At 41.2% G+C, this 20,645-nt stretch carries 5 protein-coding genes and 1 tRNA gene; 5 read left to right on the top strand and 1 reads right to left on the bottom strand.

Annotation, left to right across the window (positions count from 1 at the left end):
* Positions 1-10: 10 nt before the first annotated feature.
* Positions 11-868, bottom strand: a complete 858-nt coding sequence (gene nudC / locus ACOAOT_RS21105) for an NAD(+) diphosphatase (protein ID WP_420218758.1) — start codon at positions 866-868, stop codon at positions 11-13.
* A gap of 430 nt (positions 869-1,298) precedes the next feature.
* Here nudC and ACOAOT_RS21100 point away from each other — a divergent pair, with 430 nt between their 5' ends.
* From ACOAOT_RS21100 to ACOAOT_RS21080, 5 genes are all read left to right on the top strand, one after another.
* Positions 1,299-16,640 carry a doubled motif LPXTG anchor domain-containing protein gene (locus ACOAOT_RS21100; protein ID WP_420218757.1) on the top strand — a complete coding sequence of 5,114 codons (15,342 nt, stop codon included), beginning with the start codon at positions 1,299-1,301 and terminating at the stop codon, positions 16,638-16,640.
* 174 nt (positions 16,641-16,814) lie between these two features.
* Positions 16,815-18,149 carry an NADP-specific glutamate dehydrogenase gene (gdhA, locus tag ACOAOT_RS21095; RefSeq protein ID WP_420218756.1) on the top strand — a complete coding sequence of 445 codons (1,335 nt, stop codon included), beginning with the start codon at positions 16,815-16,817 and terminating at the stop codon, positions 18,147-18,149.
* A gap of 179 nt (positions 18,150-18,328) precedes the next feature.
* Complete coding sequence (locus ACOAOT_RS21090; RefSeq protein ID WP_104439554.1) at positions 18,329-19,216, top strand: DUF3881 family protein; 888 nt, start codon at positions 18,329-18,331, stop codon at positions 19,214-19,216.
* Between the two features lie 83 nt (positions 19,217-19,299).
* Positions 19,300-19,373 (top strand) — tRNA-Arg (locus ACOAOT_RS21085).
* Positions 19,374-19,507: 134 nt separating this feature from the next.
* On the top strand, positions 19,508-20,644 hold the full coding sequence (locus tag ACOAOT_RS21080; protein ID WP_420218755.1) for an SPFH domain-containing protein: 1,137 nt from the start codon (positions 19,508-19,510) through the stop codon (positions 20,642-20,644).
* Position 20,645 lies beyond the last annotated feature (1 nt).

The raw sequence follows: 20,645 nt of genomic DNA, 5'->3' as shown, positions 1-20,645 counted from the left end.
TCAGGCTTTTTTACTCCTGGGTTTCGTTTATTTTACCATTTTTAAATAACAGAATCATTTCATGGGTCAGGCTGATATTGGTAAAATCATCGGGGATATCCTCAGGAGCCATCCAGACAGCTGTGGATAATTCTGTTTCATCCAGTGTGACTTGTGGAGAACCATCCAGCTCTGCCCAATAGCCCATTAAAATGGAATCTGAAAAGCCCCATGGCTGGTTTTTATAGTACCGTATATTTTTTACCCGCAGACCTACTTCCTCCATGACTTCCCGGTTTACCGTATCCTCTAAGGTTTCACCAAACTCTGTGTAACCAGCAAGAAGTGCATAGCGTGTATATTCCCTGCCTGCATATTTCGTAAGCAGCAGCTTTCCGTCGTGGATGATGCCAACAATCACTGCGGGTGCAATCTTTGGATAGACGGTGTTACCGCAGGAGGAACAAACCATAGAGCGTTCTTTTTTGCTTTTAATCATCTCTGATCCGCAGCAACCACAGTAGCGGTTAGAGGAGTAGAAGCGGTGAAGCTGGGAGGCACACACAGCTGAAAAAGATACCCACATGGGGGTTAATTCCCGCAATATGCTATTTTTGAAAAGACTGATACCGGGGGTATCCGCCAGTGATACGCTGGTTTCGTCTACCAGAAAAAAATCCATCTGATCGATGGAAAATAAATAATCACAATGGGACATGAATCGGTTACGAACCTCATCTTCTAATGCGGAGAATCGGGGAATTGTATTGGATTTGCCTTCTGTCAGACAGATGCTCCCTTCTGAAAAATAGAAAAAACAGCTGTCTTCAGTGGGTGATTTTACTTCAAATTCGTTATGAAATACGTGGGGAAAAATATCTTGTATCATATGTTTAAGACCTTCTTTTTTGTAATTAGAAATTAGTCAGTTGGATCTATTTTAGAATTAATCAGGCGTTCTGTCAAGATAGCAACTTTAATACCAATTCTCATTTTTTCTTTAACAATCATATCTGTTATTTTTATCACACAGAACAATAAATGTAAACAACAAATATATGTTAAGTTAACAGTTAGAATCAAGTTATAATTTTGTGTTAAAAAGTAATGAAAAATGTACTTGAATTAAGGGAAAAAGCATACAAAGTAGTGAGAAAACAAGCATAAAAATTAATTGGTTAAAAATGATTATGTAACCAAAAATAACTGGCTTGTAACCGGTCTCATGTATACTGAGAAAGAGGGAAATATTGCCATCTCATGGCTTAAAATAGAAGACGAATTTAGAAAGAGTAAAAAATATATAGGAGGGTGTGAAAATGAAGGGAGCAATGAAAAAAATACATCGCTTTAAGCGGGTACTTGCCTGGTTATTAACAATTGCCATTGTCTCGGGAAATGTATCACAGCTTACCGCAATTACGGTTTATGCGGGAGAGTATACTGAACAAAATACGGCTAGTCCATCCAATGCGTCCAAGGCATCTCCGTCGGAAGCAACGCCATCACAGGCAAAACAAGTTATCGATGTCAAAGTCACCCAGTCTGCAATAGAAAAAGTCCTTAAAAAGGATGCTGACAGAAGACCTGAATTAAAAGAAGATCTGATTCCGTTTAAAGGGGAGCAAAAAGATCTGGTTACGGAAAAATTGTATGAAGAGCTGGAAGGAAAAACCTTAATTCTTCAGAAAAAAGAAGGAAAGGCCATGTACCTTGTGGTTGTTTCCGATGTTCTTGATGGCGAACCCTTTTCTGAAACTGATGAATCAGACCGTATTAAACAGGAATCTATTCTTCAGAGCGTTCAGATTATTGGTGTGAATGGTTATAAAGATCGGGAATGCGAATTCCGTCTCAGGGTTGTAAGTGATAATTTTGTTGTCACTGATGCCCAGATGGATGAATATGCGGTTGTGGGAGAAAATTCAGAGGAAGCCACATTACAGAATGGTGGAAATAATGCAACTGGAGGTTCTACAGGAGCAGCTGCAGCAGCAGGAACAAAAGCAGAGACAATAGAAGAAACGGCTGCTGAAACACAGGCCAATGAAACGACTTCAGGTAATAAGGATGAGGGCAGTACTGAAAATACAGAAACCAAAGCTGCTTCATCAACGGAGAATGAATCGGAACCTGTTGAAACACAGGCGGGTAAAGATGAATCACAGGAATCCATCTCAGACGAGACTGGAGAAGAAAAGACAGAGGATGTTAAACAGGATGAGGTAAAAATAGAAAAAGCTGAGCCGGAGGAAGGTAGTAAAGATTCCGGTAATTCCGTATCTGGTGATGAGGTGACTGTTAGCAAAAATGAAATAAGTAGTCAGCAGCTTTCTATCTCCAGACACCAGGTTCCGGTGCTATCAGAAGCACAGGATACTGTTGCCACTCCTTCAGAGGCAGTTTCTGCGCCGGAACAATTTGACAGTGCAGATATTGTATCTATTGGAGATGGAAAGGTATTATCTGGTGATGAAAAGTCTGCATTAATGGGAGTTAGCAGTGAAGAAGACAGTGGCTTTAGCCTGACTTCCTTATTTGTTCAACCTTCGTTCTCTATGGTAGTTCCAAGCTATGGTATCACATTATTGAATATGGAAGTAAGCGATGAGGCGAAGCTTACACCCTATGAGACAGCATTAAGCTATTATGGAGAAGATGCCACAGATAAAAAAGAAACGGTAGAAATCAACCTTGCCCAGAGTATGACCGGAGAAATCAAGGCAGGGAAGCTCTTTACTTATACAATTACTTATACCATGCAGGCTGCACCTCTTTATGAATATGCAGCGGGCGGTAAATTGTCTTTGTTTGATACTTATGAAAATGCTGTCATTTATTTTACTGTTCCTGCTGGAATCACCCTGGAAGAGCAGAAGGGAAAAGTAGAACTTGACACTTCAGACAGCGAGAAAAGCGTTTATAAAATTCAGGCAGGCGACGAAAATCGTTCCATACGTCCGGGTAAATCGGATAATATCATAATAAACGCGTACATAGACGGAAATGGTAAAAGAGCGGTGGGAGAAAACTTTACCCTTCCAGACAACAGCGTTGCATTTCATGCTGATGTTAAGGTTGCGGATAAAACAGATAAAGATAAAGTTACTTATCCCGGAAACATTCCAACCGTTACTTATGCCACACAGCCGTCACAGACCCAGCTCCAATTAATATCCGATGATCAGTGGCATATTAAAAAGAGAGTTTATCCAACGGATCAGTCTTACGATATCATTAATGATAATCAGGGGAATCCTCAATACGTGGACATTACCTATACGATAGAAGTGGGAATGTATGGAAACCAGGGAGAGATATCAAGACAGCCTGATGGCACGGTTTATCAGACCTATGGGCGTACCGGATTTAAAGAAGGTTCCTTCCATATTACGGATAATCTTTCTATAACAACACCCAATGCTCCCGCAGAGATGAAGCCAATATCTGTTACAGCAAAATGGGGCGATGGAAACAGCATTCCTGTAGATCAAAAGGAAGATGGTTCTATAGTAATAAACAGTTATAAGACACAGGGGCAAAACGGGGCTGATCATATTTATGTATCGGATCTGGCACCTACCTACAGTTCCTATCTGGTTACAGCCAGGTATCCATTTGAACCCTTTGTTTTAAAATACAATGATCCTCGTGTCAATGATTCTACAGTATTTACTGTTTTAAACCAGGCACATCTGGAATATGTAAAACTGGGAACCAGCCAGGTTATGAAAGATGATTCTGAAGCTGCGGTAGCGGTTCATGAGGTTAATAAACCAGCTGTCATTCAGATAACCAAAATGCTGGATGAAGGAATCGGAGTTTTAAAACCGTATGGTCTGACGATGGAAAAGGAATATCCCGGATCTGCTGAATTTGAGATTTATTCCGTTGATGCCCAGGGAAACCAGACACCTTATGACAACTATACTGTGTTAGATCCAAACGGTAAAAGTATTCAAAAAGGAACTATAGCTGTTAATCCATCCAATGAAGCTGGTGAAACGATCTCATATACAACCGGAGACAGAGGATATATTCAGATTCAGGCTGATCCTGGTACTTATGTGATTAAGGAAGGAAAGAAGCCTGCAGGAACAGAATACAGTTATGCAGTTGTGGATACTAAGACATTTAAAGACAGTCAGGAGATTCAATTTACCATTAAGGCTGGAGAGATTAAGGAAGTTAAAGTCGTTAATAACGTTGTGGGAAAAGGTGCAATTGAATTTTATAAGAAGGCACGTACATGGGATAGCGCTGACGCAAAGGAGACCGATTTAAATGCCTTAAGAGGTGCACAGTTTACACTTTACACAAAGGATAACGGTACATTAACAGAGGTAACAACAGTGCAGTCTGATGAAAATGGTCTGGTACGTTTTAAGCCTGTTACTCCCGGAGAATATGTAATTAAGGAAAAGAGTGCAAACGGGTATATTATTGATACCAGGGAGTACCCGGTTACTGTAAAAAGAGGGGAAACATCTGTTTTAAAGGATGGCAGCAATTATCTGGTTAATACTTTAAACCAGGCAAAGGTTCAGGTAACAAAACTGCTCCAAAAGGATGATGGGACTTATCAGTCCGTTCCACAACAGTTTAAAGGGAATTTTGATAACCATTTTTGGTTCGAAACGACTACTGATGGAAACAGCTGGACCAGAGTTTCCGTAAATTCAAAGGAAACCTATTCACTGGATGGTAACAGCGGTTTTGAAGCAGTTCTTCCTGTTTATGATAATGTTAACCGCGAGATTCGCTACCGGGTAGTAGAAGAACTTCCGGATGGTTATTCGGATGGAAATCCTGCAGGAAGCGGTTTTACTACTGAAACAAAAAACAGCAAAACTTACCTTTATAAAGAATTTACTCTGGTGCCATTAAAAACAACTTCAGTTGAAATAAAAAATAACAGGCAGGGAGTTTTAAAACTTCAGAAGGAAGCCTGGACCATAGTTAATAACAAGAACAAAATAAGTATCAATCAGAATAATACAAAAGGTGGATATCATTTCAAACTTTATGCCACTGATACTGATAAAACTAACTATACTGAAGTATCAACGGATATCACGGATGAATATGGTAATATAATAGTGAAAAATCTGGATATCAATAAGGCGTATTACTGGGGTGAAGTGGAAAATACAGATTACCTGGAGGCAGAAGTTGAAGAGCAGACCAAAGGAAAAGTTGAGATTAATGGAGAAAAGGTTTCTCTAATTGGTCCATATAAAGTCAGTAGAGAAACAGACACAATTGTTAAGGCTTATAATATATCCCAGAAAGTTCCTTTTTGGCTTTATAAACAGGATATAACAGACAATAGCAGGGACATAAGTGCGACCTTCAAAATAACAAACTTGGATAATGAACAAGATATTTTTTATGGAAAGATTTCTAAAGTAGGAATATTTCTCACCTTGGAGCCAGGGACTAGCTACCGAGTTAAAGAAATCAGTGCACCAACAAATTATGTAAAAATTGATGATTTTGAATTTAAAACCCCCAATGTGCCAATAACAAAAAAAATGTTGCAGGACTGGATAGAAAATAAAATAAAATCACCGGATGTCAGTCGCATAATTTACAATAAACCATATAAAATCATTAATTTGAAGAAAACACAATATGATGCATTTGGTTCACCAAATACCAATATAAAAGTTTACTTTGAAGTCTTTCAAAAATCAGATGACAATTTTAATTACTTTACAACAATACAATCAAATACAGACACACCTCTAGCACCGGGTACATACTACTTTAAAGAGGTACTGAACAAAGAAGTAATTAATCCGTTATTTCTATTTTCGGATAAAACAAATGGAATTATACACAATGACGAAGTTTATTACGGTCCTGTTTCTGTAGATGCGGCTCAAACTAAAGAATTCCAAAAGATGGATATAAAATTGGAAAAAGGTGGTAAGCCAATAAGTAATTATTTGAATCAGGGAAGTATATTGGTTAAGAAACAAGATGCTCTTAGAGGAAGCCTATTAGCTAATGCAGAGTTTGGTATTTTCCTTGAGAAGGAGTTTAATTCAGGTGACTGGGAGAACAGCGTAAAGAAGACTCCTCTCCAGCGAGTATTTACAAATTCCAATGGAGAAGCTCTTTTTAATGACCCGAGATTGAAAATTTTTGATGAGAACGGAAATAAAATTAAATATGTAATCGCTGAAATCAATCCACCATCGCAATATCTTCCATCTCATGAAGTATTGGTAACTACTTTAACAGAAGGGAAAACTATTTACACTATAAATGGAGAGCCATCAGGCCCACCTCTTATAATTAAAGATGAGCCCAAATTGACCATTCGTACCCAGAAATACTGGCGTGATGGCTGGAATGATCAGTTCTATGAGGTGAACCGGGCGTTAGGAAATGTAAACCTGGCTCTTTATAAAGTGAACCGGGATCAGCCAGGTATTGCAGATTTTGTGCAGACACAGGTAACAAATGAATTTGATGGTATTGCCACGTTCAACGATATTGACCGTAAAGATACATATTATGTAGCTGAAGTACGGGTTCCCACAAAGGGTGAATCCAAGTTGCCTTTTGAATTAAATATGGGCAATAAAGAACCCCTTCCACTTGAGAATGGTCAGCCTGCCAAGAGTCTGTCTGTTGCAGATTTACAAACCCGGTATAATGCAGTTGCATTTAGTGGTAAAGACCTTCCAGCAAATGTAGATTCACTGGTCAGGTATACGGATCCAATATTCAATTATAAATCCTGGGTCCAGTTTAACGTATGGAAAACCTGTGATGGGATAACGTTTGGCGGAGGAACACATGAAGAGCGCCACATGGTAAACGGTGCAAGATTTACACTCTATAAAATGCTTGATAGCACCAAGAATCTAGCCTCCATTCAGATGAAGGATTTAGCAGATGGAAGCAGATTTGAGACAGAAGGCCAGTATGAGAGCGGCACCCGGATTGATCCCCAGACAGGTAAACGTCAGGATGGACAGTTTGATACTACGATTCTGGATGACGGATATGTATACTGGCTGGTTGAGGACCAGGCCGCACCGGGATATCTTCTGGAAGAAGGCGGAAAAATCGCTGCCGTATTTGTACCTGATCATTGGGAATATAGCGGATATGATGAAATCCGTCACTCTTATCAGAGTGGAAGAAATGAAAAGATAGCAGTCATTACCAATCAGCATTCTGGCGGAGGTACGGGACTTGAAAATTATCATTTTCAGGTTGCCTTAAATAAATGGCTGGAAACAGCAGATAAGCAATATAGCCTGCTTGGCGGAGCAAAATTCCAGATATGGCTGCTCAATCCGGAAAATAATGAAAAACTTCTGCCGATCGATGTAGTGGAAACCGGATTGGAATCTGATGGAACTCATAAAACAGGCTATGCACTTTCAAAAATTATCAGGCTTGATGAAATAAGCAATAAACTTACTAAACTGGGTAAGAATCCAAAAGATATTCTTCAATATAATACAGATGGAAAACCGGTTACGCTGGTTCTGGGACTGGAAGAGATTTATGCGCCATCTAAGGTTACGATGGATGCAACACTTCATGTTTTAAATGTGACAGTACCAATTAGTAAGGATTATATTGATGAGCAGTATTTCTGGGACTCTGGAAAAGCAACTGAATTCAGGCTGATTAACAAGGTCTCTAAAGAATATCCGGTTACTCTTAAGAAATACGGTTATACCCCAGATACAGGTACATTCCAGAAAACAGATGACGAACTAGACGGGATGAATATTCAGAAAACACCTCTTTCAGGGGTTGCGTTTGAAGTCTGGCAATATCAGTGGAGTGCATCTGGATATGATTATAAGGAATATGGCACTTATACAACAGACAGTACCGGCAAGATTTTAATTCCCGGCGGACTTCCTTCCGGTCTATATAAAATGAAGGAAACCCTGACTACGGAACAGAACAAACAATATATTACCATGTATACCGGTAACAACGGGCTTTGGAGGTATTTTACCGTAGCCAGTACGTCGTTGACAGTACCTGTTTACAATCCGCAAAAGCCAAAGCTTGAGATTGAAAAAACAGCATGGAACGGAGAGCGGCCAGAAGGACTTTCAGGCATTACGTTTACACTAAAGACTCCTTCAGGCAATCAGGTCACAGCTGTTACACAAAAGCAGGGAGACGGAAGATATCTTGCTGTATTAAACGGACTTGACAGCGGCACCTATACTGTGCTCAGTGAGAAACTGGGAAGCAGCGCTGAAAATACAGCAACGGATTATTATTTCGAACAACATTCCGTATCCGTTGGTTATAGGCCAGTTGCAGACGGTAACAAAGTCACTCTCGTTCCGGTTGCTGATGGCATAACAAGTCCTCTGGCTGCACTGACCGTTAGAAACCCAAGACTTTCACAGCTTACATTACATAAGACAGACGGTGAGGATAAGCAAAGCGGTGATTCCATGAAAGGAGCAGAGTTCCGTCTGGAATACATGAAGTTCCGTCCGGGTACAGATTTAGACGGAGGTGTTCTTGGTAATGTAGAAGATCCTGCTTACGACAAACCAGGGGATGGCTTTACAGCTTTGACAAAAACTCTGGAAGATCAGGGGAATGGTTCTTATATCCTTAAGAACTGTCAGCCGGGCTGGTATCGTATTACAGAAACAAAAGCACCCGAGGGATATACCGTTGATACCGCACCGTTAATAGTGGCTGTAACCGGTGATATGACCGGAGCTTATAAAAATACGGAAGTGACCTTTGAGAACCGGCAAAAGGTTACCCTGACAATAACAAAGAAACTTATTTTTGGAGATGGGTTTATAAATGACCAGGATATTAAAGATAAACTTCCATCTCAGGTTGTATTTGATGTTTATACCTACTCTGATGCCCAAAAGGCCTATAAGCCGGTATATGATGAGAAGAACCAGCAAGTTACCGTAACGATTCATAACTTTGCGGCAACAGACGGGTATTATACCGCGGAAGGTAAAGTTGAGCTGGCTCAGAATCCGGAAGGCGGAGCTTATTATGTAAAAGAGCGGGAAAATCCAGACTGGATGCTGACTGGAGAAACAGGTGTAACCAATGGAAAACTATGGTCTGATGGTTATATCCAGGTAGGAACGAATTCAGATTTTACCACCAAGACTCCGGTTGCCATAGGGGTTGTAAATCAATATGCAAAAGCTAAGATACGCATAATTAAGGTTGATTCAGCAGATTCTTCAAAGAAGCTGACCGGTGCTGGATTCAGCTTATATTCCGATCAGGCACTGACATCCTATGTAGGTGACTTTAAAGAAATTGGAACAAGCGGTATTTATGAGTTTTTATTATCTACAAAAACATTTAATCCGGGAACCTATTATGTGAAAGAGACAAATGCCCCTATGGGATATTTAACCATTGGGACAGCAGTTCCGGAACAGGGATTGACAGCTGAGACCGGAAAGACTACGGAGATTACCGTAGAAAATCAGGGCGGCATTGATTTCCAGATTACCAAATACAGCGGAGATGGTAAAACAGAGGCCGGAAAAGCTGGAATCACCTTTGAGCTTTATAAAAAAGAGGCCGGCAATACCTGGAACTATGTAACAGAGGGAACCACCGATGCCCAGGGTAAACTTTCTTTCCGGGGGCTGAAACAGGAATCGGGATATTCTTACGGGTTATATGAAGTGCCTGTAAAGGATCATGGATTTGATACCTTCCGGCTGGAGGCGTTTGATGGGGAAAGCGGAACCATTCTTCCCGTGACCGCAGATTTAAATAAGAATGGCGAGACCATACGGAACCTAGATTTATACGTGCTTTCTGATAGTAATACCAAAGCTCCGGGAGTGTATCAGTTTACGGTTCATAATCAGGAAGCGCTGCCATTAAAACTGTTTAAGAATGATGTAAATAAACAGGATAATCCGTCCTCTGCCATAAGCGCATTTGTAAAGGTAACAAATATAGAAAACGGAAAACAGGCGGGAGATATTGTTTCAGTGCCTTATGGTGAAAGCGGAACCACAGTTATGCTGCTTCCCGGAACCTATGAGATAGAAGAGACAGCTATTACGCCAAATACAGATGGATATGTAATTAATCCGGATGACAACAGAACCGTTTATAAAAAGGAAGTAACCATTGAAAAAGGAACTATTCCGTCGCCCTTAGAATTTACCAATGTTAAGCAGAAGACTGGAGTAAATCTTGAAAAGTCCACTCAGACCACTTCTTTAAAAGATTTGTGGTGGAATGATGGCCAGGTGGTTACCTACACCCTTACACCAGGAGCAGTTAATACCATTCCTCTTGATCAGTACGAAGTAACCGACCAGGGACTGACTATGCTTGATTCAGGTAAAAATGTTCTTGATGAAAAAGAATACAGCAATGAAAAGTATACTATTCTTTCTGTTAAGCCAGGCAAGGCCGCTCAGGTAAACCGTCTGAAGGAAGGAAGAACAGGAACCATTATGGCAGATGTTACCTTCTATGGATTTGACGGAAGCCAAATTGGTACAGTGCAGACCGTAAGCGTATCCGGGGATGGTGAAATTGGTGAGATAAAACCTGCTGGAAGCAGGAAAGTCAAATCATTTAAGATTAGTTACCGGGATGAGACGCTAAAGGGATCTACCAAAAACGCTTATACACTGGGGCAGGATTTTGTACCCGGAACGATTGCTGTTACAGCGAAACTGAATCGTCAGGATGCAACTCTTACTGATGGAAGCTACAAAAAGGATATTAAATTTATTCGTAACAAAGCAGATGTATCTATGAAATACCGGAAGTGGGATGTAAATGGAGCCTTAAATCCAGGCCAGGATGTCAGCAAGGCAGAAGCATTATGTGATATTAATGTAGTTCAGAGCCAGGCTCCAATCCTGTCAGTAAGTAAAAATGTAAATCCTGTTAAGGGAGTACAGCCAGGTGATATACTTACCTATACGCTTACTGTAACCAACGCAACCACCAGCAGTGATACTGGAATTGCACCTATCCAGAAGCCGGTTCTTGTTGATCTGGTACCTTTGGGAGTATCCGTTTCCGGAGAAACTTCCGGAGAGGAGCGACTGCTGACTGCGGTCGCACTGGATCGGGCACCTGTTGGTGTAACCATTGATAAGACAGTCCGGAAAGTGGACCCTGAAACAGGGCGTGAGACACTGTTTATACGTCTGAATGGGAATCTGCAAAAAGGGGAGTCTGTTACAGTATCGGTAAAAGCAAAAGTTGCAGGAAATATTATTAATTATGGTAAGAACATTTTAAACACCCTGTTTGTAACAAGCGATGTGCTGCAACCGGCATTTTCGCTGAATCATACCGGAGCCTCCTTTATGATTAATACCAGCTCTGGTACCAAGTGGCCCAGCAATGATTTACCGTCTGGAGCGCTGTTGCCGGATGAAAAATACCGCAGCTACGGTTATGCTTCTGATTCCGCAGAAAATACCATGAGCACCGGAACGGGTATCCAGCTTTATAAAGAAGTTAAAGGTAATTTGGATACCAGATATGTTTCCGGTACTACCACTGGTAAGGTGGCGAAGTCAGCAGAGGATACCGAGCTTACTCAGTATGATGGAACCGTATTATACCGGCTTATGGTAAACAATGCATCGGCGCAGGATTATGTGAGCCAGCTGCAGCTTATGGATATTCTGCCGGTTAAAGGAGATTACAGTACCGGTAATTTTGAAAGACTTAGTGATTTCCGTTTGAAATATGACAGCATTCAGTCTATTGAAATTGAAAACAGAAAAGATACCGGAAGTACAGGAAGAAAAGTTCAGGGATTTAATTATGAGATTTCGCATTCCAATAAAATATTTGATAATCGGGATACGGCAAGTGCCGGAAAGAATGCAATGCTAAATAACAACTCTTCCGGATTCTGGTCGGCAAGTTCCAGTGAACCTACCGCCATCCGCATTAAAATCACAGATCCTGAATTTTATCTGGCACCAGGAGAAAATCTGGTTGTTACCTACAAGACTGTGGTGCCCTACAGTACGGCAAAAGAGTTGGAGGATGTTGCTTATGGATATGCTGTCAATGATTTTGCAACAGCCTATAGTTATAAAGAAGCAAGTCTTGAGAGTATAGAAAAGCCATTCTCACAGGTGCAGACCAGCAATTCCGTTCAGGTGCTTCTGGTTCCTGGAAAAGTAAAGGTATCGGGACGAATCTGGATTGATGATGATGACAACGGAATACAGAATGAAAGTGTTAGCAAGGATCATTTGCTTACCGATCTGTTCCCACTGTTACAAAGTGGTTACTTCAACGTCAGCCTGTTGAAGTTTAGTAAAAATGGTGATGATCAGACCTCTATGGTACCGGGAACCGGAGATGCCAGATTCTTATTTGACAGCCTGACTCCGGCTAAGCCTTATGATCTCCCCGACTCAGAGATTACGGAGAGTATACAGGATAAATGGTACAGTGGTACATCACTGAAATTAAACAGCTTAAAGGGTGATGATCCGGCTCATTATCAAATTGAAGTGAATGAAGGAACTATGCCGAAAGGCTTTGAAGATCTGATATTAAAACTTGCAAAGCCGAATATGCTGCCAGATGGAGAAAATAAAAAAGCTGGCAGATCCAGAGTTCCAAAGACATTGCTGGAGGGTGGAGTCAATTACGACGAAAGCCGTGACAGCAACTTTAATGAAACGAAAAACGGATATTCCTCAGAAGATTTCTTCTTATGGTCAACAACGGGGGAATACGATACAACCAAGGACATAGGCTTTGTACCTTACAGAAGTGTAACAGTAAAGAAAACAAACAAAGCTCAAAACCCGGTTGAAGGTGCTCATTTTACGGTATATGGTCCTTTTACAAACCAGGAAATGGATTCCTTACGTAATACAAAAATTACTAATACAAACGCGCTGAAGACTCCGGTATCGCAAGGCAAAACAACGCTTACAGACGGTGAAGCAGTGTGGAATGCAGGAGAGCTTCTGTATTACATGAACTATATTATTGTTGAAGATGGTGCTCCCGCAGGTTACCAGCTTTCTAACGCTGTTTCCAGTGATATGGAAGCAATGGATACCTATCAGGTACAGGGTCAAAAGGCATGGGTTCTTAAGAGTAAAGAGTTTAAAACAGAGGCTGATCCCATTCCAAGTACGGTTACAGTAGAGGATTCGTATATAGCCGGTTCACTTGATTTTACAAAGATTGACGGGATTACCAAAGAGCAAATTGCCGGTGCTTCATTCCAGATTAATAAAAAGAGTGATGTGGTGAAAGATGCATGGGATGCTATGATTGCATCAATGAAGAAAGAATCCGCATCCATGGGAATAACTGATGTGAAAGAGAACAGTCAGGGCGTAAGTTTTAAGGTTACTGACGGATCGGTTCATATTACGGGAATACCCCTTGGAAGCTATACTCTCTCAGAAATCCAGGTTCCTGACGGATATGATATCTCAAAGAAACTGGAAGAAACCGCATTTGAAATCAGTTCGGATGGACAGCAGGCACAATTAAACAATATAGATGGAAATGTAATTGAGAATACCAGAACAGAATACAGTTTAAGCATCAGAAAGGCAGATAACGCCGGAAATGAAGCAGTAAAGGATATCTCATTTTCCATCTCAGGTCCAGGGAAATATGTAAGCAATACCTGGAATCCATTTAGCAGAAACAAGTTTAAAGTAAATGATCCGGGGAATACCGGTTATGAAGTGAAACAGACCGGTGATGATGGCGTTGTAACCTGGAATCTGCCTTACGGCGATTATGAGATTACAGAGCTTCCAGCTCCTGGATATCAGGCAGTAGAGCCGTTTTATGTCAGAATCGGCCAGGATGGAGCAGTATCACTGCTAAACGCAAAAGACAGGCCGGAGATTGTTCTTGATAGTCAGGAACAGAAGACAATCAATGTGGTTGTAACAAACAATGTGCTGACTGCACCCATTGTGATTGAGAAAATGGATGGGGAAAGTAAGAGTCTTATTACGGGAGCGTGGTTTGAACTCAGCGGTACGTCACTGGTAGATGGAGCATTTAAAAAATATTTAAGTAATGTGACAGGCTCCGGTGTCTCTTTCGTTACAACCAAAACCGATGGGGATGTCCTCTCTGTAACATTCCGGGTAGACGGCCTGGGAGATTCTAAACAGGGAATTTTGACCCAGATACCATACGGAACCTATATACTGAAGGAGACTCAGGCACCAAGTGGATATCTCTTCGGCGGTGATTATGGGTTTACAAAAGAGTTTGAGCTGAAAGAACCGGAAGGAATCAGTCTGACAGGAAATGAGGCAATTATTAATACACCTCATGAACTGACAATTGAGAAACGGGATAAGTCAACAAATGCTCTGCTTTCCAATGCTGAATTTATTTTAATGACACCAGAAGGAAAGTATGTAAGCCTTGATGGCAATAACTCCTTTACCGGTCTGACAGACAAAAAAGAGGAGGGATCTTCCTTTACAACTGGCAGCAGCGGTTTGGTAACGATAAAACGTCTGCCTGCAGGAAACTATGTTTTAAAAGAAATAAAAGCCCCGGAAAACTACAGTGTGTCTGCGGACACGGAAGTTTCCGTGCTGGAAACTGGTAATACAGACAGGATCCAGGTATTTGATACAAGAGAGCGGGCTAAGATACGTATTAACAAGGCGGCGTCCCACAACCATGAAATGCATCTTTCCGGAGCCGTATTTGATATTTATTCTGATCAGGGATTAACAGCACTGGCAGGTACGATTACAACTGGAATTGACGGATTGGGTGAGTCACAGATGCTTCCTCTTGGAACTTATTATGTGAAAGAGAAGGTTTCACCGGCGGGATATGAAGCTGGCAGCAGGGTCTATGAAGTCACCTTAAAGGCAGACAGTGAAAGCAGCATCGTAACAACAGATGGAAGTGAACTTGTCTTCAATGATTATGGAACCGGAAACCTGACCTTTGACAAGGTGGATGGAGTGACAGAGAAACTTCTTCCGTCAGCGGAATTCTCTTTAACGAAGAGAACCACGCAGATAGAAGGGACATATGAAGATTTCGCTAATAAACTGCTTGATACCAGTGTGGAAGAACTGGAAGCCATGGGAATCAGGGATGTAAAAAAAGACGGAGACAGCATTCGATTTACGGCGTTAAGCGGTCACGTTGATATTGGCAATATACCTTATGGCACCTACACGCTGAAGGAGGAAAAAGCACCGGAGGGTTATTTAAGCTTAAACGGAAAAGCAGAATTTGAATTTACCCTCTCTGCAGACCAGAAGAATGCGAAGCTGAACGAAGATAACCAGGTAGTCAATGACCGGGCACAGTTTGTTATTAAGCTGAAGAAGACAGATAATCTGAAAAGAAGCATAAGTGGAATCAGCTTTTATATCCTGGGACCTGGGAAGTATGAGGATAACGGAATTTTATCTGTATTCGGAGCCAGTCGGTTCCACACCCTGCCGGATGCCGGAAACGGGACCTTTGTTACAGGGGATGACGGTACTATAAGTCTTGGTTTAAAACACGGAGATTACCAGATCAGAGAGGCTGCCACTGACCGCTATGATTCCATTGAACCGTTCTATATCAGAGTGGATGAAAAAGGGAAGGTAAGCATTTTAAAGGATAACAGCAAGGCAGTTTCGGTAGATAACGATTCTGAGGTAAGCTTAACCGTAACAAATCAGATCAGTACAGGAAGCATGAGCCTGGAAAAGGTAGACAGTGAAGATACAAATAAAAGGCTGGCTGGGGCGGAATTTATGCTTACCAATGTATCTACCATGGTACCGGGAGCATGGGACAGTTATCGAAGTCTGGCAGCCTCTGACGGAGCAGCCTGGACGCCAGATAATGTAACCGGCAGTTCCATTGTCTTCACCCTTTCAGGAAAGGCAGTAATTACAAACCTGCCTTATGGAACGTACCGGATCACAGAGACGAAAGCGCCCAGTGGATATTTACTGGGGACTCAGCCATGGAGCAGAGAATTTACCTTAAGTCAGTCTGAAACCAGCGAGCTTTATGTGAAACCTACTTTATTAGAAAAAACCAAAGGGGCTGTTGAAAATCAGCCATCTAAAGTGATTGTAGTTAAGACCAATGCGGTGTTTGCAGATATCAGACTGGGTGGGGCAGAATTTATTGTAAAGGCCTCTAAAGACGGTTATGTGAAACTGAATAATGGTTCATTCGCCGGATATACAGCCAATGAAAAAGAGGCTACCAGATTTGAAACAGACAGCAGCGGTCAATATTCAATAAAACGTCTGCCTGCAGACACGTATACATTTGTGGAGACGAGAGCACCATACGGATATCATATTAACTCCAGTATTACACCTCTGACTCTTGATGGCATTAATAGCTTTACAATTACCATACAGGATGAAAGAATCCGAGGGGATGGAGGAGATGATGATGGTCCAGGTCCAAGAACTCCTCAAAGTACAGTAACCATAATACCGGATCCGGTGCCGCTGGCAAATATGCCGGGAGACAGCCAGATGGATTTCGTTACAATTGATGATGGGAATGTGCCTCTGGCAAAATTACCTAAAACAGGGGAACGAAAGTCCAATGCCGGAAAGGTGATGGTGGCACTGTCGGGCTTCATGCTGGCGCTCTATGCAGCGGTTAATAAAAAAAAGAAGCCAGATAAGTAAAATATAGGAAATGGTTTATTGACTTTACTAAATTAACTTGCTATAATTTTAAAAAGTTATGGCGGGGAGATAAGGCCGGAACTTTAAGGAGTTCCGGCCTTATTTTAACATTAGGAATAACTTTATTTTATTAATAATACTGTATTATTTATAATCTTAGGAGGAAAGAAAATTATGTCTTACGTGGATGAAGTTTATGACAGAGTCGTAAAGCAGAACCAGGGAGAAGTAGAATTTCATCAGGCAGTAAAAGAAGTTCTTGATTCTCTGCGCATTGTCATTGAAGCAAATGAAGAAAAATTCAGAAAAGCCGCACTTTTAGAGCGCCTGGTAGAGCCTGAGCGTATCATCTCATTTCGTGTGCCGTGGGTAGATGACAACGGACAGGTAAGAGTTAATAAGGGATTTCGGGTTCAGTTTAACAGTGCTATTGGTCCATATAAAGGAGGCTTGAGACTTCATCCTTCTGTAAACCAGGGTATTTTAAAGTTTTTAGGATTTGAGCAGACATTTAAAAATTCTTTAACTGGTCTTCCCATCGGCGGAGGAAAAGGCGGATCGGATTTTGATCCCAAGGGCAAATCAGACAGAGAGGTCATGGCGTTCTGCCAGAGTTTTATGACCGAATTATCCAAATATATTGGTGCAGATCAGGATGTACCGGCCGGAGACATTGGCGTAGGAGCAAGAGAGATCGGATTTTTATACGGACAGTATAAACGTATGACCGGGCTTTATGAAGGTGTTCTTACAGGAAAAGGACTTACCTACGGAGGCTCTCTGGTGCGTACCCAGGCAACCGGATACGGACTTATTTATATCCTTGATGAGATGCTCAGACATAATGGCAAGGAATTAGAAGGAAAGAGTGTGGTAATTTCTGGATCAGGTAACGTTGCAATTTATGCCTCTGAAAAAGCAATCCAGCTGGGAGCCAGGGTTGTGGCTTTAAGTGATTCCAACGGATATATCTATGACAAGAACGGCATTCGTCTTGAAGTAATAAAGGAAATTAAGGAAGTACGCAGAGGCCGTATTAAGGAATATGCCGATGAAGTTGCTTCTGCCGTATATACAGAAGGAAAGGGAATCTGGACTATTCCATGTGATATCGCCCTTCCTTGTGCAACTCAGAATGAGTTGAATTTAGAGGATGCAAAGGCATTAAAGGCCAACGGCTGTTTTGCAGTTGCAGAGGGTGCCAATATGCCTTCCACCAGAGAGGCAACCGATTTCTTCCTTGAGAATGGCATGCTGTTTATGCCTGGAAAGGCAGCCAATGCTGGCGGTGTGGCTACATCTGCACTTGAGATGAGCCAGAACAGTTTAAGACTTTCCTGGACCTTTGATGAAGTGGATAAGAAGCTTCATGACATCATGGTAGGAATCTATGAGAAGACTGCAAAAGCTGCAAAACGCTATGGTGTAAAAGGTAATTATGTGGCAGGTGCCAATATTGCCGGCTTTGAAAAAGTAGTTGAAGCCATGATGGCACAGGGCATCGTATAAGACCGGGTCCGTACCTTTTTTTGGAAGGTACGGACCTGAATTTATTAACATCAAAAATTTTACTGGAATTCTCAAATGTTTTAGTATATAATAAACCGTAAGGCTTGAGGCGGAGTATTCTTCGCCTTATTGTTTTCCTGAAAATTATCTTAGAAAAACAGAAAGCAGGTGATGATTCTATGCATAAATTCTTAAGAACCATAGGTTTCAGTCTTTATGAAAAAGACAGGGAAATTGATAAGCTGTTAGATAAGCTCTGTGAAGATCTGTCCGATGTAAAAAGGATACAGATTGACGAAGAGTCCAATCTGTGTGAAATCCGAAGAGAAGTGGCGCCCGGAATGGGGATTGCCATCTATGGAGAGATGGACCGGGATGGAAAGTTTCAAAGAATGTACTATTACCCATATTTAAAAAGCAGTGATATAACTTCAGAAGTATCATGCTCCATACAGCGTCACACAGAACGGGAAACCTACGCCGGGCTTTTAGACGAATATAAAGTTGGAATTTCTTTGATTTTTTATATAGACAATTCCTTTGAATGCAGAGAACGGATCATAGACCATCATTCCATGGATACCAGTTATTCGTGCCTTACGGGTCTTGCAGTCAGCGGTAAGGTTCTTCTTCCCATTCAGAAGTCAGATAAGCAAAGGGAAAAAGCAAGAGTAGCTGCAAAGGACCGTAATAATCTGTTAGAGGCGGCTAAGAACGGTGATGAAGATGCGATGGAGACATTAACCATCGAGGACATTGATCTCTATTCCCAGGCGTCAAGACGGGTGATGAAGGAAGACTTGTATTCGATTATTGATTCATGCTTTATGCCATGCGGTGTAGAATGCGATCAGTATTCTGTAATTGGTGAAATTATTAAAATTGATGAGATGAAGAACCATATTACAGAAGAAGAGGTATACGATTTTACTCTTGAATGCAGTGATTTAATTTTCCATGTCTGTATCGCGAAAAAAGACTTAACCGGAACACCGGAAGTCGGACGCAGATTCAAAGGACAGATCTGGATGCAGGGAACTGTAAAATTCAAGGAATCAGAGGAATAAATCCAAGAATGACTTGACGAATTCTTTATATTTGAATATAATAAGTTTTGAACTGTGCTGCAGGCTGCCTGCAGCACAGAGATGTTTCCGTAGCTCAGCTGGATAGAGCGACCGCCTCCTAAGCGGTAGGCCGGGTGTTCAAATCACCTCGGGAACGGGATAAGGTATCGAAATCGTAATGGATTTCGGTACCTTTTTTTTACTTTTATTATGAAAAAAAGGAAAAATATGGTATCATTAAACTCAGATGTAGCGATAAAAAACAATTAAAAAAGAGCATGGAGGGTAATAATGGCACTTTTTAATGTAATAAAATATAATGGAGAACCAGATGTCTTCGCATGGAAGTACCCAGATGAAGAGTTGGGTACATGGACGCAGCTTGTCGTCAGTGAATCCCAGGAGGCAGTTTTATTCAAGGGTGGTGAGGCCCTTGATGTTTTTAAGAAAGGAACTCATACTCTGGAAACTGCTAATGTGCCAATTTTAAATAAGATTATAAACCTTCCCTTTGGTGGTAAATCTCCGTTTACCGCTGAGGTGTGGTATGTGAACAAAGCGTCTTCTCTTGATATAAAGTGGGGCACTCCATCACCAATACAGATTCAGGATCCTAAATTTGGTTTGTTTATTCCAGTACGTTCTAACGGTATATTTGGAATAAAGATTTCAGATTCGAAAGAGTTTCTTACGAAAATGGTTGGAACATTGCCCTCATTTGACAAACCTGGCCTGGTAAAATTTTTTAGAGGCATCTATATTACAAAAGTGAAAGACGCAATTTCCACTTATTTGCTGAAACGACAAATCAGCGTACTAGAAATCAATGCGTATATAGACGAGTTATCTCAATTTTTGAAAGAACAACTTATGCCGGTTATGTCTGAATATGGAATAGAATTAGTTAGTTTCTATGTAAATGATGTCAGTGTGCCTGAAGATGATACTGCAGTAAAGAAATTAAAAGATGCATTGGCTAAAAAAGCGGAGATGAATATACTGGGTTATAATTATCAGCAGGAACGATCATTTGATACAATGGAACATGTTGCTGGAAATCCGGGATCTATATCAGCGCCATTTATGAGTGCGGGTATGGGACTTGGTATGGGAACGGGCTTTGGAAACACATTAAATACTATGACACAGTCATTGAATCTTGGACAGGAGTCGGGAGCAGTATGCCCCAATTGTCATTCTGTTAAGAGAAATGATCAGAGATACTGTGGTACCTGCGGATATGATTTCACCAATCCAACCGGTCAAAATTTATCTCAAAAATGTCCAGGATGTGGTGGGAGCATACCAGTAAATGCCAGGTTTTGCCCGGAGTGCGGTAAAAATATAACCATTACCTGTTCCAAGTGTGGTGCTACAATGAATGGCAAGTCAAACTTCTGTCCGGAATGTGGGGAGAAATTTGTTTAGA

It is taken from the genome of Lacrimispora struthionigena, assembly GCF_048627165.1.
Lineage (GTDB): Bacteria > Bacillota > Clostridia > Lachnospirales > Lachnospiraceae > Lacrimispora.
The sequence above is the reverse complement of the archived record's forward strand: the minus strand, read 5'-3'. Positions and strand labels throughout refer to the sequence as shown.

Excerpts from the sequence above, each read along its gene's own strand:
- nudC (WP_420218758.1), bottom strand. The coding sequence starts at position 868 with ATGATACAAGATATTTTTCCCCACGTATTTCATAACGAATTTGAAGTA.
- ACOAOT_RS21100 (WP_420218757.1), top strand. The coding sequence starts at position 1,299 with ATGAAGGGAGCAATGAAAAAAATACATCGCTTTAAGCGGGTACTTGCC.
- gdhA (WP_420218756.1), top strand. The coding sequence starts at position 16,815 with ATGTCTTACGTGGATGAAGTTTATGACAGAGTCGTAAAGCAGAACCAG.
- ACOAOT_RS21090 (WP_104439554.1), top strand. The coding sequence starts at position 18,329 with ATGCATAAATTCTTAAGAACCATAGGTTTCAGTCTTTATGAAAAAGAC.
- ACOAOT_RS21080 (WP_420218755.1), top strand. The coding sequence starts at position 19,508 with ATGGCACTTTTTAATGTAATAAAATATAATGGAGAACCAGATGTCTTC.